This is a genomic window from Comamonas sp. GW821-FHT11H03 (assembly GCF_058807955.1).
Window position 1 is genome coordinate 805,470 of record NZ_JBXARF010000001.1, and the last position, 15,811, is coordinate 821,280.

The following is a 15,811-nucleotide window of genomic DNA, read 5'->3' on the forward strand; positions in this document are numbered from 1 at the left end:
ACTCAGGGAATGTCTCTGAGCAATCTGCGCAATACCTTGCCTGCGCCGGTGGCCGGCAAGGCATCGATGAAACGCACCTCGCGCGGAGCCTTGTAGCTGGCCATGTTTTCCTTGCTCCAGGCCAGCAGTCCGTCCGCCTCCAGGCTCTGCCCCGGCTTGCGCACGATGAAGGCGCGCACGACTTCGCCCTTCTGGGCGTCGGCAACACCGATCACGGCCGCCTGGGCGATGGCCGGATGCTTGATCAGAATGGTCTCCACCTCCTCGGGGAAGACGCTGTAGCCCGAGACCTTGATCATTTCCTTGAAGCGGCCGATGAAGGTCAGATAGCCGTCCGCATCGAACTTGCCCATGTCGCCGGTATGCACCCAGCCATCCTTGAGCGTCCTGGCCGTGGCCTCGGGCTTGTTCCAGTAGCCCTTGAAGTTGCCCGGGCCGCGAATGATGATCTCACCCACCTCGCCTGCCGCCAGCGGCGCGCCGGTCTCCGGATCTATCACCCGGATCTCGTTGCCCGGCGCGGGCTTGCCATGCGTGCCCCAGCGGATGGCATCGCCGGGCATGAAGGTATCCATGGTGTGGGTTTCGGACAGGCCGTAGGCCGCCTCGCTGGAGACGGCATTGGGTGCAAACCGGCGCCACTGCTGCGCCAGATCCTCGGTGTAGGTGATGCCGAAGCTGGTGACGGTGTTGCGGCGCAGCGCGCTGAAATCCATCTTCTCCACGTCGGGCACCTGCATCAGCGCCACATTCATGGGCGCGATGCTGTACCACCAGCTGACGCGATAGCGCTCCAGCGCCTGCGCCACGGCCAGCGGATCGAAGCGATGCAGCAGCACGCATGGCGCCCCCGAATGCACGGGCATGTTCACGCCCATGGACATGCCGGCGATGTGATAGAGCGGCGCCACGGCCAGCAGGACATCCTCGGCGCTGACCCCGGTCACCCGGGACGCACCGGCGGTCTTGTACGCGGCCGCGCCAAAACTCAGCATGGCGCCCTTGGGCAGGCCCGTGGTGCCCGAGGTATAGGTCATCAGCGCCACATCGTCCATGTCCACCTCGACATGGGAAGGCCTGGCAGCGCTGTGCATGAGATCCCAGAACGACGTCACATCGGCGGGCAGCTGCTGCACGGGGGCCTGCAGCTCGGCAGGCAGGGGCAGCGTGGGCACTGCCGGAAGCCAGTCGCCATAGCGCACGGCCAGCACATGCTGCAGCGCCGTGCTGCTGCGCACCTTGTCCACCACGGGCAGCAGCACATCGGCTGCGATGATGATCCGGGCCTGCAGATCGTTGAGCTGGTATTCGAGCTCGTGCTCCTTGTTCAGCGGCCCGCAGGGGCAGACGATGGCGCCGATCTTCTGCACCGCGTAATGCGCAACGATGTACTGCGGGCAGTTGTTCATGAACAGGGCGACGGGCTCGCCCCGCTTCACGCCCAGCTGCTGCAGGTGCGCGGCCACGGCATCGCTGGCCTCATCCACCTGGCGCCAGCTGATGTGCTGCCCGTACCAGATATAGGCATCGCGCTCGGGATGCTGGCGTGCGTTGCGGCGCAAGGCCTCATGCAGGGCAATGAGGATCTCGGATTCAGCCATGGTTGTCTCCTGGGTGTCTCGTGCACGACTTACGCAAATCAAACTCAGGAAAACGCCTTGTCTCAGGAAGACAGTCCTGATGAATCCTTGTCTGCGTAAGTCCTATCGTGAAAGCCGGGCAACGGCGCCACTTTGCGGGCGTTCTCAGGGATTGCCTTAGGGCAATCTGCTGCTCGGCGTCTTGTCAATGTATACCTGCCGGTAGAACAATGCTACCCATTGGTATAACGAATGCGACACGCGCAAACCCTCATGTCCGCCCCATCCAGAAAGACCGTCAGAAAGCCGGCGGCCCCCGTGGCGCCACGCGGCCGCCAGCGCCTGCCCACGGCCGGCTCCGACGAGAAGCGCGAGCGCATTCTCAAGGCCACCGAAGCCTTGTTCGATCGCTATGGCTATGCCAACACCACCATCGAGCAGATCGTGCAGGCGCTGGGCGTGACCAAGCCTTTCGTCTACTACTACTTCCGCAACAAGCAGGAAATCTTCGAGACCCTGTGCTGGGCTCCGACCGAGGCCTGCTTTACGGTGCTGGACTTTGCGGCCGACGACCCGCGCCCCGCGCATGAAAAAGCCATCGACGGCCTGCAGCGGCTGATCGCCGCGACCATTGCGCACTATCCGGCGGGCTTTTTCCCCTACCGCGAGCCGCAGGCCTTCAGCCCCGCCTATCTCAAGGCCTCGCGCAATGTGGCCCAGCAGTTCTACAGGCAGTTCTGCGCCCTGCTCGACGAAGGCCGCGCCAGCGGGCATTTCGATTTCCGCGACACCCGCATCACGGCCCAGGCGGCCTGCAGCCTGCCCGGCTTTCTCTACAACTGGTACCAGCCCGGCGGCAAGCTGGGCCCGGCCGAGATGGTGGTCGAACTGACCGATCTGGCCTCGCGCGTGCTGGGCCTGCGCAACCCTGCCCCTGTCCCTGCACCCGCCCCTGTCCCTGCGCCTCGCAAGCGCGCGAGCCGCACTGCGTCGCCGCCACAGCCACAGCCACAAGACACTTCGCCCCCCAGGCGCCGCAAGAGCGCTTCCTCCACCAGCCACAGCGCCAGTTGAGAGCCCCAGAGGCCAAGGCGCCATTCCAATTCCCTGGAGACAAAACCATGCCCGTTCGCTTCTCAGCCATTGCGCTGGCTGCCGGTCTTTGCGCCGGCAGCGTATCCGCCCAGACGGCAGAGCCGTTCAAGATCGCATTCATCGACCCGCTCTCCGGCCCGTTTGCCAATGTGGGAGAAGTCATGCGCAACCATGTGCTCTTTGCCGTCGATGACGTGAATGCCAAGGGCGGCCTCTACAACGGCGCGAAATTCCAGCTGCTGCAGTTCGACAGCAAGCTCTCGGCCCAGGAGAGCCAGAGCACGCTGCAGGCGGCCATTGACCAGGGGGCACGCGTGGTGGTGACGGGGGGATCGGGCTCCTCGGTGGTCACGGCGCTGGTACAGGCGGCATCGCGCTACAACCAGCGCAATCCGGGCAAGGAGGTGCTGATACTCAACCACAGCTCCATCGATCCCGAGCTGACCGGCAAGTCCTGCAGCTTCTGGCATTTCATGTTCGATGCCAACACCGCCATGCGCATGCAGGCCATTGCGAACTACATCAAGACCCAGCCCGAGATCGGCAAGGTCTTTCTGCTCAACCAGGACTATGCCCACGGCAAGCAATGGGCCAGCTTCGGTCGCAGCATGGTCGGCAAGGCAAGACCAGACGTACAGTTCGTGGGCGAGACCCTGCACCCCATGGGTCGCATCAAGGACTTTGCCCCCTACGTGGCCAAGATCAAGGAAGCCGGAACCGATTCGGTCATCACCGGCAACTGGGGCCAGGATCTGGCTCTGCTGCTCAAGTCCGCCGGAGACTCGGGCTACAACCTGCGCTACTTCAACCATAGCGCAGGCGGCTTTCCAGGCACCGTGACCTCCATTTCCCAGGCAAAGATAGGCCAGGTGACATGGGTCGCGGAATGGCATCCCGGCATGGCCGACCGCGCCCAGGCCGACGCCCGCGCCCGGGAGTACAAGGCCAGGATGAACCAGGACTTTCTGGCACCGCGCATGGACCTGGTGCCGCGCATGCTGGCCGCTGCCATGGCCAAGGCCCAGTCCACCGAGCCCGTGAAGATCGCCAGGGCCATGGAGGACATGTCCATGGACACCGTCTTCGGCCCCGTCAGGATGCGCGGCAAGGACCATCAGCTGCTGCTGCCCCAGGTCGTCAACACCATCGCCCCCGTGGACGGCAAGCTGGTCAAGACCGGCTGGGAAGGCACGAACTACGGCTTCAGAACCGATGCCGTCTATTCCGCCCAGCAGCTTGATCTACCGACCGACTGCCAGATGAAGCGACCTTGAGCCAGAGCGAACATCTGAAACTGGCGCGGCCCCAACAGGAGACAGCAAGCAAGGGCCGCCCCGCAGCGAGGCTGTCGTCTCCCTCCCTTAGCGCACAGCGCGTAGAGAGAGGGGGAAGCGGCGCAGCCGCTCAGGGGGTGTAGCTCCGCTTTCCAAAGATCCCGCTGCCCACGCGCACCATGGTGCTGCCCGCCGCCACGGCCGCCTCCAGATCGCCGGTCATGCCCATGGACAGCGTGTCGAAATGCTCCAGCCCCGCGAGAGCGCTGGACTTTATGGCGTGAAAGATGGACGCAGCCCTTTTGTGGACTTCGCACTGCGCTTCGAAATCAGAAGTGTCGTCAGGAATGCTCATGATGCCGCGCAGCTGCAGATTGGGCAGTTTCACCATGGCTTCGGCCAGCTCCAGGGCTTGCGCGGCCACGACGCCGGACTTGGTGCTGCCGCCATCCACATTGACCTGGATGCAGACATTGAGCGGTGCCATGCCCTGCGGACGCTGGGCCGAAAGGCGCTCGGCGATCTTGAGCCGGTCCACGGTCTGGGCCCAGTCGAAATTCTCGGCCACCAGCCGCGTCTTGTTGCTCTGGATGGGGCCTATGCAATGCCATTGCAGCGCCTCGCCGCCTGCCAGCTGCATGGCGCGCACTGCGGCCATTTTCTCCACGGCCTCCTGGATATAGTTCTCGCCAAAGCTGCGCTGGCCGGCCAGCACGGCCTCGCGCACCGCATCCGCGCCAAAGGTCTTGGAAACGGCCAGCAGCTGCACCGATGTCATGGGCCGGCTTGCACTGGCGCAAGCGGCTGCGATGCGGGCATGAATCTGCCCCAGATTGTTTTCAATCGTCGTCATAATTGGCGCCAGAGTATCAAACCAGAGAGGGATCTCCGTGGATATCACGCAATTGCTGGCATTCAGTGTCAAGAACAAGGCTTCGGACTTGCATTTGTCGGCAGGCCTGCCCCCCATGATTCGCGTCCACGGCGATGTGCGTCGCATCAACATCGATCCGCTCGACCACAAGACCGTGCACGCCATGGTCTACGACATCATGAGCGATGCCCAGCGCAAGCAGTACGAAGAGTTTCTGGAAGTGGACTTTTCGTTCGAGATCGAAGGCCTGGCCCGTTTTCGTGTCAATGCCTTCAACCAGAACCGCGGCGCGGCGGCCGTGTTCCGTACCATTCCCAGCAAGATCCTGACGCTGGAGCAGCTCAACGCCCCCAAGATCTTTGGCGAGCTGGCCCTGAAGCCGCGCGGCCTGGTGCTGGTGACCGGCCCCACCGGCTCGGGCAAGTCCACCACGCTGGCGGCCATGGTCAACTACCTCAACGAGACCGAGTACGGCCATATCCTGACGGTGGAAGACCCCATCGAATTCGTGCACGAGTCCAAGAAATGCCTGATCAACCAGCGCGAAGTCGGCCCCATGACGCTGTCATTCGCGGCAGCGCTGAAGTCCGCGCTGCGTGAAGACCCGGACGCGATTCTGGTCGGCGAAATGCGCGACCTGGAAACCATCCGCCTGGCCATGACGGCGGCCGAAACCGGTCACCTGGTGTTCGGCACGCTGCACACCTCGTCGGCGGCCAAGACCATCGACCGTATCATCGACGTGTTCCCGGCCGAGGAAAAGGAAATGGTGCGCTCCATGCTCTCCGAGTCGCTGCAGGCCGTGATCTCGCAGACGCTGTGCAAGACCAAGGACGGCCAGGGCCGCGTGGCCGCGCACGAGATCATGCTGGGCACGCCCGCCATCCGCAACCTGATTCGCGAGGCCAAGGTGGCACAGATGTACTCCACCATCCAGACCAGCCAGAACATGGGCATGCAGACCCTGGACCAGAACCTGACCGATCTGGTGCGCCGCAACCTCATCAGCCCGGCCGAAGCGCGCAGCAAGGCCAAGATTCCCGAGAACTTTCCGGGATAAGGCTCCCCCTGAGCGGCGTTGCCGCTTCCCCCCAGGGGGACGACGCCCTCGCCGCGAGGCGGCTCTTGCTCGGCGTCTCTCACTTGGGCTCTGCCAATTTTGACGCTGCATCAAGGAACGATCATGGAACGCGGTCAGGCCAGTAAATTCATCAACGATCTGCTCAAGCTCATGGTCAGCCGCAACGGCAGCGACCTGTTCATCACGGCGGAGTTTCCGCCCGCCATCAAGATTGACGGCAAAGTCACCAAGGTCTCGCCCCAGCCGCTGAGCCCGCTGCATACGCTGGCCCTGGCACGCTCCATCATGAACGACAGGCAGGTGGCGGACTTCGAGCACACCAAGGAGTGCAACTTCGCCATCTCGCCGGCCGGCGTGGGTCGCTTCCGCGTCAATGCCTTCATGCAGCAGGGCAAGGTCGGCATGGTGCTGCGTACCATTCCCACCACCCTGCCCACGATTGACGGCCTGGGCGTGCCGCAGGTGCTCAAGGAAGTGACCATGACCAAGCGCGGCCTGTGCGTCCTGGTGGGCGCGACGGGCTCGGGCAAGTCCACCACGCTGGCTGCCATGGTGGACTGGCGCAACGAGAACTCCTTCGGCCACATCATCACGGTGGAAGACCCCGTGGAATTCGTGCATCCGCACAAGAACTGCGTAGTCACGCAACGCGAGGTGGGGCTGGATACGGACAGCTGGGAAGCGGCACTCAAGAACACGCTGCGCCAGGCTCCCGATGTGATTTTGATGGGCGAAATCCGCGACCGCGAAACCATGGAGCACGCGATTGCGTTCTCTGAAACCGGTCACCTGTGCCTGGCCACGCTGCACGCCAACAGTGCCAACCAGGCGCTGGACCGCATCGTCAACTTCTTCCCCGAAGAGCGTCGCCCGCAACTGCTGATGGACGTTTCGCTGAATCTGCGGGCCATCATTTCCCAGCGCCTGATCCCCAAGCAGGACAGCAAGGGCCGTGTAGCGGCCATCGAGGTGATGCTCAACTCGCCGCTGATCGCCGACCTGATCTTCAAGGGCGAGGTCGTCGAGATCAAGGAGATCATGAAGAAAAGCCGCAATATCGGCATGCAGACCTTTGACCAGGCGCTGTTCGACCTGTTCGAATCCAATCTCATCACCTACGAAGATGCGCTGCGCAATGCAGACTCGGTCAACGACCTGCGTCTGCAGATCAAGCTCAACAGCCAGCGCGCCCGGACTCTGGACCTGGCAGCCGGCACCGAGCATCTGACTATCGTTTAAGCCCTCAAAGGCGCTGGTACGCCCTTGCCCGGGACACTGCAGGGATGCGGTGCCACCCAGGCTCTTGCAAGCAGCCGCTACCATGCGCCGCGCCACCGGAGCCATGCACTGCGGCGCTACCATGATCGAACTATTCCGCACCAAGTCTTAGAGGATTTCATGAGCACAGCCACCATCGCCTCCCGCAGCTACGCTGCTTGCGCTTCCACTCCTGTGGCCTTTCTGGGCCTGGGTGTCATGGGCTCTCCCATGGCCGGGCACCTGGCTGCGGCTGGCCATCAGGTCACGGTCTACAACCGCACGGCGGCCAAGGCCGAGGCCTGGGCAGAGGAGTTCCCCGGCGGCAGCCATGCGGCCACACCCCGTGAAGCCGTCAAGGGCGCACGCATGGTCTTTTGCTGCGTGGGCAACGATGACGACCTGCGCTCGATTGCGCTGGGCGACGACGGTGCCTTTGCGGGCATGGAGCCTGGCGCCATCTTTGTCGATCACACCACGGCCTCGGCCCAGGTGGCACGCGAGCTGTATGCCGAAGCACGCAAACGCGGCCTGCACTTCATGGACGCCCCGGTATCGGGCGGTCAGGCCGGGGCGGTCAACGGCCAGCTCACCGTCATGTGCGGCGGCGATCAGGAGGTCTTCGATCAGGTGGCACCGGTGGCCGATGCCTTCTCGCGCGCCTTTACCTATATGGGCGCATGCGGCAACGGCCAGCTGACCAAGATGGTCAATCAGATCTGCATTGCGGGCCTGGTCCAGGGCCTGTCCGAAGCCATTGCCTTTGGTCTGCGTGCCGATCTGGATGTGGAGAAGGTCCTCGACGTGATCGGCAAGGGCGCGGCCCAGAGCTGGCAGATGGACAATCGCGGCAAGACCATGGCCGTGGGCAAGTTCGACTTCGGCTTTGCCGTGGACTGGATGCGCAAGGATCTGGGACTGGTGCTGGCCGAGGCCCAGCGCAATGGCGCACGCCTTCCCGTCACCGCGCTGGTAGACCAGTTCTATGCCGATGTACAGGCCATGGGGGGCAATCGCTGGGATACATCCAGCCTGATTCAGCGCTTGCGCTGAGCCGCTGCGCCATGAAAAAAGCCGGACTCGAGTCCGGCTTTTTTGTGCCCTCAGCTCGCCTCAGTTCATGCTGGAGCGATCCTCGACCACAGGGGCGGCCTTGGATGTTGCAGCAGCCAGCTCATCTTCGGAGATAACCTCAAACAGGCGCACAACCTTGCTCACATCGTTGACGCCACGGGCAATCTCGGCAGCCCGCTTGGATTCGCGCGGCGTGACTATGCCCATCAGATAGACCACGTTGTTCTCGGTCACGACCTTGATGGCCGAGGATGAAATGTCCTTGGCATTGACCAGACTGGCCTTGACCTTGGTCGTGATCAGAGAATCCTGGGAGCGCTGACCCAGAGTGGCCGTGAAAGGCGCGACCTCGATCTCGTTATAGACCTGGCGTACGGTGGATTGTTCGCGCACCAGTTTCTCGATGGTCGCCTTGTCCGTCGCATTGCCTGCCTGACCGGTCAGCAGCACTACACGGTTGTAGCTGGTGGCACTGACACGGGCCTTGTCGCCCATCACCTCGCTGATGCGATTGCCGGCACGCAGCTCGATGCCCTGGTCCTCAACCTGAGTGCCGGTGGTGCGCCTGTCCACTGCCGACATGCCCGCCACAGCGGCACCGCCACCCACCAGAGCCACGCAACCGCTCAAGGCACCGCCCAGAGCGGCAACGGTCAGGGCCGCACATGCAACACGGGTCCACTTCAACTTCATAAAGGCATCTCCTGGTCACCAAGCAGTTGAGAGTCCACACCGTCGGCGAGACAGTGCAGGATCAAGGTATGGGTTTCACGCACGCGCGCCGCACGGTCGTGGGGCACGCAGATCAGTACATCGGTCTCGCGCACGGCGGTGGCCAGATTGCCGCCGGTGCGGCCTGTCAAGACCACGGCCATCATGTCGCGCTCGTGGGCGGCTTCCAGGGCATCCAGCACGGCCGTGTCGTTGCCGGTCACCGACATGAGCAGCAGCAGATCGCCGGGCTGCCCCAGCGCCCGCACCTGACGTGCCAGGTACTGGCTGGCATTGCCGCCCGAGCCCGTGGCTCCCACGCTGCCCAGCAGGCCGCCATCGGAAGTCAGGGCCACGGCCGCCAGCTCGGGACGATCGCGCTCGAACCCTGTCACGCACAGGGAGGCAAATAACTGGGCATCGCTGGCCGAAACACCCGAACCGCAGGCCAACACCTTGCCGCCGCCCGTCACGCAGGCCAGCATGGCCTGTACGGCGGAAGCAATAGGTTGACTCAGCGCTTGGGCGGCCTGGTACTTCAGGTCGGCACTGTCGATGAAATGCTGTTGAATTCGTTGCTCTAGCATGGAGGCCCGATGATACCCGCCACCTGTTATCTCTTTGGTAGCAAACCGTTATTTGCGCATCAGTGTTGCGCACAACTATGACGCGGCGACTAAAGCGCCTCGAATGCCGCTTGGAGCCACTCGATGCGCATCTGGTTCCCGGAGCTGTCGACCAGCACCACATCAAAGCGGCACGGCGGCGCTGCCGCAAGCCTCATCAGATAGTGCCTGGCGGCCAGCACAATGCGTTGCTGCTTGAGGCGGCCGATGCTGGCGCCGGCACCGCCGAAGCGCTCGGTGTTGCGGCTGCGGACTTCCGCGAACACCAAAGACCCGTCGCGGTCACGCAGGATCAGGTCGATTTCGCCGCCACCACGGCTCGGCGTCCGATAATTGCGCTCGACAAGCTTAAGGCCCCGTGCCTGCAAATGGGCCAACGCAGCATCCTCGGCCTGTTGCCCGCGTGCGGTTGTGCTTTGCGCCGGCTTGGGCCGCTTTCCAAGGAAATCCATTGACTACCTCTTTCGCCTCTGCACTGACTGCCGCACATGACGCGGCCGCTTCCCAGCATTATCCGCAGGCAGCCCTGTATGTGGTGGCGACGCCGATTGGCAATCTGGCCGACATCAGCCTGCGCTCGCTGCATGTGCTGCAGATCGTGGACTGCATCGCCTGCGAAGACACGCGCCACACCCAGGGCATGCTGCGCAGCTACGGGCTGGAGCGCCCCGGCAACCAGTTGCTGGCCGTGCATCAGCACAACGAGGCAGAAGCCGCCCAGCAGGTGATCGAGCGCCTGCAGCAAGGCCAGCGCATCGCCTATGTCAGCGATGCAGGCACGCCCGGCGTCAGCGACCCGGGCGCGCGCCTGTGCGCGGCGCTGCAGGCCGTGGGGCTGCGCAGCATTCCGCTGCCCGGCGCCAGCAGCGTGACATCGGCCATCAGCGTGGCCGGTGCCGTCACGCCGGCACAGGGCGAAAGCGGTTTTGTGTTTGCCGGCTTCTTGCCCACCAAGAATGCCGAACGACTGGCCGCCGTGCAAAAACTGGCCGAACAGCCGCGTTGCACCGTTCTGCTGGAAGCCCCGCACCGCATCATCGAGCTGGCCCAGGCACTGGCCTTGCTGGGCGAGCGTCGCGTCACGCTGGCGCGCGAAATCACCAAGCAGTTTGAAGATATCGCGAGCATGCCGGCCCACAAGCTGGCAGCCTGGCTGCAGGCCTCGCCACAGCGAGTCAAGGGCGAGTTCGCCATCGTGCTGCACCCGGTGACGGTGCAACAGGAGTCAGGCGAGGCCGAGCGTGTGCTCAAGCTGCTGCTGGCCGAGTTGCCGACCAAGACGGCCGTGAAGCTGGCCGCCGAAATCACGGGAGCCAGTCGCAACACGCTCTACGACCGTGCGCTGGAGCTCAAGCGAGCCGCCGAAGAGGAATAAGCACGTCAACCGGGCGCGGTACAAACCGCAGACGCCTGGCAAGGGCCGCCTCGCAGCGCGGGTGTTATCCCCCACGGGAGAAGCCGCGGAGCGGCTCAGGGGGCTTCAAGCTCAGGCATAGGCCAGACCGGTTGCCACGCCACCAAACAGGTCGCCTTCGACCTGCGGCACATCCGGAAAAGCGACGCGCAGCGCATCGCGCAGGGTCCGCAGGGCCGACGAGCCGCCGGTCAGATAGATGGCGTCAGGTGCCGCCACGCCGGCCTGGCGTACACAGTCCTGCGCACATTCAACGACCTGCAGCAGCAAGGCCTGCAACTGCTCCTGCAGCACCTCCGGGGAGATGGCCGCTGGCAGGTCTTGCTCCAGCCAGTCCAGCGCTATGGCCGAGGCCGCATGACTTTGCGAAGCCGCAATCTTGGCCTGCTCCACCGCATCGGCCAGCCTGTGGCCTTCACGCCAATCCAGCACCTTCATCAGGCGCTGGTGCAGTTGCAGATCGCTGTAATCGCTCTTGAGACCGCGTGCCGAAGCCAGGGCCTTGGCCGTGTACAGCCACTGGATCAGATGCCAGGTGGAGAGATCGAAGAACACGCTGCTGGGTACCTCACGCCCGCTGGGGCCGATGTGCTTGTAGCCCAGCAGCGGCATGACCTGGGCCACATTGAGGCGATGGTCGAAATCCGTGCCCCCGATATGCACGCCGGTGGTGGCAAGAATGTCCTGAGTACGGTCTGCATGTCCGGCCTGTTGCGGGCCCAGACGCACCACCGTGAAGTCCGAGGTGCCACCGCCGATATCGACCACCAGCACCAGTTGCTCCTCGCTCAGGCGCTGTTCGTAGTCCAGTGCTGCCGCAATCGGCTCCAGCTGAAAGCTGACTTCGCCCAGGCCGGCGGCGCGCGCCGCAGCGGCCAGGGCGTCCTGCGCCTGACGGTCTCGCTGCGGGTGCTCGTCGACAAAATGCACGGGACGCCCCAGCACCACACGCTCGGGCAGACGTCCGTCCAGCGCCTGGCGCGCCTGATCGGCCACACGCTTGAGAAAGATCGCGATGATGTCCTGGTAGCTGACAAGCTGCTCGTGCACCGCGGTCTTTTCCAGCAACAGGCTGCTGCCCAGCAGGCTTTTGAGGGAGCGCATCAGACGCCCCTCCTCGCCGGCCAGATACTGTTGCATGGCATCGCGGCCGAAATGCGTGCTGTGCTCTTCGGTATTGAAGAACAGCGCCGTGGGCATGCCGGTGGCCGCCCCTTCCAGGGGCAGCAAAGCGGCGGTCTTGCCAGGCAGGCGATAGGCAGCGGCAGAGTTGGACGTTCCGAAATCGATGCCCAGAGTGGCAGGCGTGAGAGCTGTGGTCATGAAAGGCAGCGCTGCACCGCGCCGGCCCGCAAAGGCTGCCGCGGCCGCAACGAAAACGCCCACCGAAGTGGGCATGGGTGTCAGCGGGGGCGCTATTCTAGCGCCCCTGTTATTGGGCCTAGGCGGCGGCGGTTTCCACCTCGATCCCGGAATGCTGTTCCAGTTCAATGCGCACCCCGTGGGTAGCAACTTCGTCCAGTCCCCCTGCTGCTGCCTGCTGCGGCACTGACAGCACGACCGCATAAGGGCCTTCGCCGCGCGTGGCCAGTCTTTGGGCCAGGGGGCCCGCAGCCTGTATGGGTGCGGCCAGCACCAGCTCGGTGGCGCCCAGACCCAGCGACACCTGCTGCGTGCTGCCGTCGGCCGAGACCCGCAGCGGGCCGACGCTCACTGCATCGCCGAGCAATGCCCGCCAGCGCGCCAGGCTGGCCTGCAGGTCCTGCACCGCCACCTCCAGACGGGCCACGCCGGTCGCGCCATTGGGATGCACACGGGCCTGGCCTTCGGGCACGCGCAAGACACGCGGCGTCAGGTCACCGCACAGAAACGGCAGATCCTGGCTGTGGGCGCGTGCATTGCGCCAGCGCAGTTGCTCTCCATCGGGACGCAGACGTCCGCCCTCATAAGGGGCTTCATAGTCCAGGCCGCGCGCCTGGGCCGCCGCCACCACGGCGCCAGTCTCAGTGGGCAGCAGCGCGAAGTCGACCAGCCCTTCGCCGTGCTGATGCAGTTGCTGCCACCAGCGCTCCTCGGGCGCGGCAGCACGCCAGGCAATGAGTTCGAAATAAGCGCCGTCGGCAAAAACCACCAGGGCGTTGTGCGTGGAGCGGCCCGGGTGCTCGCCGCCGCGCAGCACATTGAAACCCAGGGACTGGTAGTCGGCAATCGTGCGTTCCAGGTCCTGGACCGCGATGACGATATGGTCGAGTGGCAAGCTCATGCAAAAGTCTTTCCAAAAGGTTCTCAGGCCGCCAGGCGCTCGGGCGCGCTGGAGTCGGTATGGCGCACCTCGGCGCGGATGGACTGGGGGTTGCGCAGCAGGTTCAGGATGGGGCAGGTTCTCTCCACGGCCTCGAACAGTGCATCGATCTCGGCGCGGCTGGCCGGCGAATCGATATGCACGGTATAGCCGATATCGTGCGGCCAGATCGGCGTCGCCTCGTGGCCGGGCTTGCCACCGCGCGGGTCGATGACGCCCGTGACCTCGACCTCCAGGCTCTCCAGCGGTACCTGACGCTCGGCCGCCTGGATCAGAAAGATATGGGTCACGCAGGTGCCCAGCACGCCCAGCTGCAGCTCGGGCGAGCTCGGCCCCAGGTTGTAGCCTGCGAAGTCGGGCGGGCTGTCGCTGATGACCTGGTGCTCGCGGATGCGCAGGCGGCGCACGCCGCTGCGCCCCTCGGCACGCACGCTGGCCTTGAGTCTGGCGGCCTGGGCCGTGCCCGCCGCAATGGCGGCGCTGCGTGCCAGCACGGCCGCGCGTTTTTCGGATAGATATTCGTTGAGATGACTCATGAGCGGGCTTTCGATGAAGGAATGCCTGGCCATTGTTGTGAGAGCGGCCTGCCGGACCAACAAAGGAATTCGCCTGCGCTTATGCGCTCAGCAAATATGCAGGCTCCCGCCGCTTAGTTGTTTTTCGAATAACGATGCTACTCAATATATGAACACGAATATTTGGCGTCGATAGCATGAGAGCCATGAATCCGGACAGCCGCTGCGGCAATGCGTCCGGAACCTGAGTTTTTAACGCCATGTGGCGACGAGGTATGAACGTGTTTTTCCCTTCGCAGACGGATCCGTCGATCAAACAGCCAGTGAACAAGTCGGCCAAACGCCAGACTCTATGGGCCGCAGTGGCAGTGCTGACGGGCAGCATGCTGCTGGCTGGCTGCTCCAGGCAATCCGGCACGGCCCAGGCCGATGCCTCGGCCAAGCCGGCTCAGGGCGGCACCCTGGTCTACCTGGAACAGCAGGCACATACCAATCTCTATCCGCCTGCCGGGGGCTTTTATCCCAACGGTGGCGTGCTCAACCAGATCACGGACAAGCTGACCTACCAGGACCCCGAAACACTGGAGATCCAGCCCTGGATCGCCGAGTCCTGGACCGTGAACGCCGATGCCACCGAGTACAGCTTCAAGCTGCGCTCCGGGGTGAGCTTCTCGGACGGATCACCGCTGGACGCAGCCGCCGTGGCGCGCAACTTCGACACCTACGGTCTGGGCAACAAGGCGCTCAAGCAGCCGGTTTCCGAGGTCATCAACAATTACGAGCGCAGCGAAGTCGTCGATCCGCTGACTGTGAAGTTCTTCTTCAAAAAGCCCTCACCGGGCTTTCTCCAGGGCACTTCGGTGATCGGCTCGGGCCTGGTCTCGCCGGCCACGCTGGATCGTCCATTCGAGGAGCTGGGCGACGCCACGCGCATCATCGGTTCGGGCCCCTTCGTGGTGGCCAGCGAGACCCTGGGCAAGGAGCTGGTACTCAAGGCGCGCCAGGACTACCGCTGGGGTCCGGCCAAGCTGGCCCACCAGGGCCGCGCACGCCTGGATGAAGTCAAGTTCATCGTCACCCCCGAGGACAGCGTGCGCATAGGTGCGCTGCTGGCCGGCCAGGCCGGCTTCATCCGCCAGGTCCAGGCCTATGACGAAAAGCGCGTGGAGCAGCAGAAGTTCACCATCTACGCACCATCCACGCGCGGTGTGAACAACAGCATCGCGATCCGCCCCGACAACGCCCTGGTGGCCGACCTCAAGGTGCGCCAGGCCCTGCTGCATGGCACCAATACCAAGGAGATTGTGGAGACCCTGTTCTCGCCGCGCTACCCTCAGGCACGTTCGGTGATCGCCTCCACGGCAGCCGGCTATGTGGACCTGTCGGCCAAGCTGGTCTTTGACGAGGCCAGGGCCAGGCAATTGCTCGACGAGGCCGGCTGGAGCCTGGGCGCCAACGGCCTGCGCCAGAAGAACGGCCAGGACTTCGTGCTCTCGACCTACGAATCCCTGCCCCAGCCGCAGAACAAGGAGACCTTGCAACTGGTGGCCCAGCAATGGGCCAGGCTGGGCATCAAGCTCAATGTGCTGGCCGGAGACTCGGGCAGCCGCACGGTGGACACGCTGGACCCCGACAAGACCGGCGTGCTGCCGGGCATGGTGGGCCGCGCCGATCCCGACGTGATCAAGAGCAATTACTACCCGAGCAATCGCAATGTGCTGCTGCAAAAAGGCGGTGTGAGCCAGAAGGTCAAGTCCTTCGAGGACAGCAAGCTCAACCACCTGTTCGATGCCATTGCGGCCGAGACCGATGCCAACCGGCGCCTGGCGCTGACCGGCGAGGTGCAGAACTATCTGATCGACCAGGCCTATGTGATCCCGATCTTCGAGGAGCCCCAGGCCTTCGCGGGTGCGACCTGGGTGCGTGAAGTGGGCTTCGAGGCCGTGGGCCGCCCCAGCTTCTACAGCACCTGGCTGGCCAAGCGCTGAGCGCGCACCGACAAAGGAGG

15 protein-coding genes are annotated in these 15,811 nt (G+C 64.1%); 7 read left to right on the forward strand and 8 right to left on the reverse strand.

Annotation, left to right across the window (positions count from 1 at the left end):
* Nucleotides 1–2 precede the first annotated feature (2 nt).
* Nucleotides 3–1,601: an AMP-binding protein gene (locus tag AC1RTQ_RS03715; protein WP_492874363.1), complete on the reverse strand. Its 1,599-nt coding sequence runs from the start codon at nt 1,599–1,601 to the stop codon at nt 3–5.
* Nucleotides 1,602–1,853: 252 nt separating this feature from the next.
* On the opposite strand from AC1RTQ_RS03715, the gene AC1RTQ_RS03720 reads away from it, so the two are divergent.
* Together AC1RTQ_RS03720 and AC1RTQ_RS03725 are read left to right on the forward strand one after the other, a co-directional pair.
* Complete coding sequence (locus AC1RTQ_RS03720; RefSeq protein ID WP_492874365.1) at nt 1,854–2,654, forward strand: TetR/AcrR family transcriptional regulator; 801 nt, start codon at nt 1,854–1,856, stop codon at nt 2,652–2,654.
* A 47-nt stretch (nt 2,655–2,701) separates the two neighbouring features.
* A complete protein-coding gene (locus AC1RTQ_RS03725; RefSeq protein WP_492874367.1) occupies nt 2,702–3,949 on the forward strand; it encodes a branched-chain amino acid ABC transporter substrate-binding protein in 1,248 nt (415 codons plus the stop codon).
* Between the two features lie 130 nt (nt 3,950–4,079).
* On the opposite strand, the gene AC1RTQ_RS03730 is transcribed toward AC1RTQ_RS03725, so the two are convergent.
* Entirely contained in the window at nt 4,080–4,802 is a 723-nt protein-coding gene (locus AC1RTQ_RS03730; RefSeq protein ID WP_492874369.1) for a YggS family pyridoxal phosphate-dependent enzyme, read from the reverse strand.
* Between the two features lie 37 nt (nt 4,803–4,839).
* On the opposite strand from AC1RTQ_RS03730, the gene AC1RTQ_RS03735 reads away from it, so the two are divergent.
* The 3 genes from AC1RTQ_RS03735 (at nt 4,840) to AC1RTQ_RS03745 (ending at nt 8,214) form a co-directional block, all read left to right on the forward strand.
* Complete coding sequence (locus AC1RTQ_RS03735; protein ID WP_302088810.1) at nt 4,840–5,883, forward strand: type IV pilus twitching motility protein PilT; 1,044 nt, start codon at nt 4,840–4,842, stop codon at nt 5,881–5,883.
* Between the two features lie 123 nt (nt 5,884–6,006).
* The gene (locus AC1RTQ_RS03740; RefSeq protein WP_043375486.1) at nt 6,007–7,143 is read left to right on the forward strand and encodes a PilT/PilU family type 4a pilus ATPase; all 1,137 of its coding nucleotides are present in this window, start codon (nt 6,007–6,009) and stop codon (nt 7,141–7,143) included.
* Nucleotides 7,144–7,302: 159 nt separating this feature from the next.
* Nucleotides 7,303–8,214 (forward strand): NAD(P)-dependent oxidoreductase, encoded by a 912-nt coding sequence (locus AC1RTQ_RS03745; protein ID WP_492874372.1) that lies wholly within the window; start codon nt 7,303–7,305, stop codon nt 8,212–8,214.
* A gap of 60 nt (nt 8,215–8,274) precedes the next feature.
* Here AC1RTQ_RS03745 and AC1RTQ_RS03750 read toward each other — a convergent pair whose 3' ends face one another.
* From AC1RTQ_RS03750 to AC1RTQ_RS03760, 3 genes are all read right to left on the reverse strand, one after another.
* Entirely contained in the window at nt 8,275–8,928 is a 654-nt protein-coding gene (locus AC1RTQ_RS03750) for a BON domain-containing protein (protein ID WP_003068458.1), read from the reverse strand.
* Nucleotides 8,925–9,533, reverse strand: a complete 609-nt coding sequence (locus AC1RTQ_RS03755; RefSeq protein WP_492874374.1) for an SIS domain-containing protein — start codon at nt 9,531–9,533, stop codon at nt 8,925–8,927. The genes AC1RTQ_RS03750 and AC1RTQ_RS03755 overlap by 4 nt, the downstream gene beginning before the upstream one ends.
* An 89-nt stretch (nt 9,534–9,622) precedes the next feature.
* A complete protein-coding gene (locus AC1RTQ_RS03760; protein ID WP_492874376.1) occupies nt 9,623–10,024 on the reverse strand; it encodes a YraN family protein in 402 nt (133 codons plus the stop codon).
* Here AC1RTQ_RS03760 and rsmI point away from each other — a divergent pair.
* Nucleotides 10,024–10,947 carry a 16S rRNA (cytidine(1402)-2'-O)-methyltransferase gene (gene rsmI, locus AC1RTQ_RS03765; protein ID WP_492874378.1) on the forward strand — a complete coding sequence of 308 codons (924 nt, stop codon included), beginning with the start codon at nt 10,024–10,026 and terminating at the stop codon, nt 10,945–10,947. The genes AC1RTQ_RS03760 and rsmI overlap by 1 nt on opposite strands.
* Nucleotides 10,948–11,058: 111 nt before the next feature.
* Here rsmI and AC1RTQ_RS03770 read toward each other — a convergent pair whose 3' ends face one another.
* The 3 genes from AC1RTQ_RS03770 to AC1RTQ_RS03780 all read right to left on the reverse strand — a co-directional run bounded on the left by AC1RTQ_RS03770 (nt 11,059) and on the right by AC1RTQ_RS03780 (nt 13,824).
* A complete protein-coding gene (locus AC1RTQ_RS03770; protein ID WP_302088804.1) occupies nt 11,059–12,309 on the reverse strand; it encodes an Hsp70 family protein in 1,251 nt (416 codons plus the stop codon).
* A gap of 118 nt (nt 12,310–12,427) precedes the next feature.
* The gene (locus tag AC1RTQ_RS03775; protein WP_492874380.1) at nt 12,428–13,249 is read right to left on the reverse strand and encodes a VOC family protein; all 822 of its coding nucleotides are present in this window, start codon (nt 13,247–13,249) and stop codon (nt 12,428–12,430) included.
* Nucleotides 13,250–13,272: 23 nt separating this feature from the next.
* Nucleotides 13,273–13,824 carry an OsmC family protein gene (locus AC1RTQ_RS03780; RefSeq protein WP_087084412.1) on the reverse strand — a complete coding sequence of 184 codons (552 nt, stop codon included), beginning with the start codon at nt 13,822–13,824 and terminating at the stop codon, nt 13,273–13,275.
* A 254-nt stretch (nt 13,825–14,078) separates the two neighbouring features.
* On the opposite strand from AC1RTQ_RS03780, the gene AC1RTQ_RS03785 reads away from it, so the two are divergent.
* On the forward strand, nt 14,079–15,791 hold the full coding sequence (locus AC1RTQ_RS03785; RefSeq protein WP_302088801.1) for a TIGR04028 family ABC transporter substrate-binding protein: 1,713 nt from the start codon (nt 14,079–14,081) through the stop codon (nt 15,789–15,791).
* Nucleotides 15,792–15,811 lie beyond the last annotated feature (20 nt).

Coding starts and splice junctions, on each gene's coding strand:
- AC1RTQ_RS03715 (WP_492874363.1), bottom strand. CDS start 1,601: ATGGCTGAATCCGAGATCCTCATTGCCCTGCATGAGGCCTTGCGCCGC.
- AC1RTQ_RS03720 (WP_492874365.1), top strand. CDS start 1,854: ATGTCCGCCCCATCCAGAAAGACCGTCAGAAAGCCGGCGGCCCCCGTG.
- AC1RTQ_RS03725 (WP_492874367.1), top strand. CDS start 2,702: ATGCCCGTTCGCTTCTCAGCCATTGCGCTGGCTGCCGGTCTTTGCGCC.
- AC1RTQ_RS03730 (WP_492874369.1), bottom strand. CDS start 4,802: ATGACGACGATTGAAAACAATCTGGGGCAGATTCATGCCCGCATCGCA.
- AC1RTQ_RS03740 (WP_043375486.1), top strand. CDS start 6,007: ATGGAACGCGGTCAGGCCAGTAAATTCATCAACGATCTGCTCAAGCTC.
- AC1RTQ_RS03745 (WP_492874372.1), top strand. CDS start 7,303: ATGAGCACAGCCACCATCGCCTCCCGCAGCTACGCTGCTTGCGCTTCC.
- AC1RTQ_RS03750 (WP_003068458.1), bottom strand. CDS start 8,928: ATGAAGTTGAAGTGGACCCGTGTTGCATGTGCGGCCCTGACCGTTGCC.
- AC1RTQ_RS03755 (WP_492874374.1), bottom strand. CDS start 9,533: ATGCTAGAGCAACGAATTCAACAGCATTTCATCGACAGTGCCGACCTG.
- AC1RTQ_RS03760 (WP_492874376.1), bottom strand. CDS start 10,024: ATGGATTTCCTTGGAAAGCGGCCCAAGCCGGCGCAAAGCACAACCGCA.
- AC1RTQ_RS03770 (WP_302088804.1), bottom strand. CDS start 12,309: ATGACCACAGCTCTCACGCCTGCCACTCTGGGCATCGATTTCGGAACG.
- AC1RTQ_RS03775 (WP_492874380.1), bottom strand. CDS start 13,249: ATGAGCTTGCCACTCGACCATATCGTCATCGCGGTCCAGGACCTGGAA.
- AC1RTQ_RS03780 (WP_087084412.1), bottom strand. CDS start 13,824: ATGAGTCATCTCAACGAATATCTATCCGAAAAACGCGCGGCCGTGCTG.
- AC1RTQ_RS03785 (WP_302088801.1), top strand. CDS start 14,079: ATGAACGTGTTTTTCCCTTCGCAGACGGATCCGTCGATCAAACAGCCA.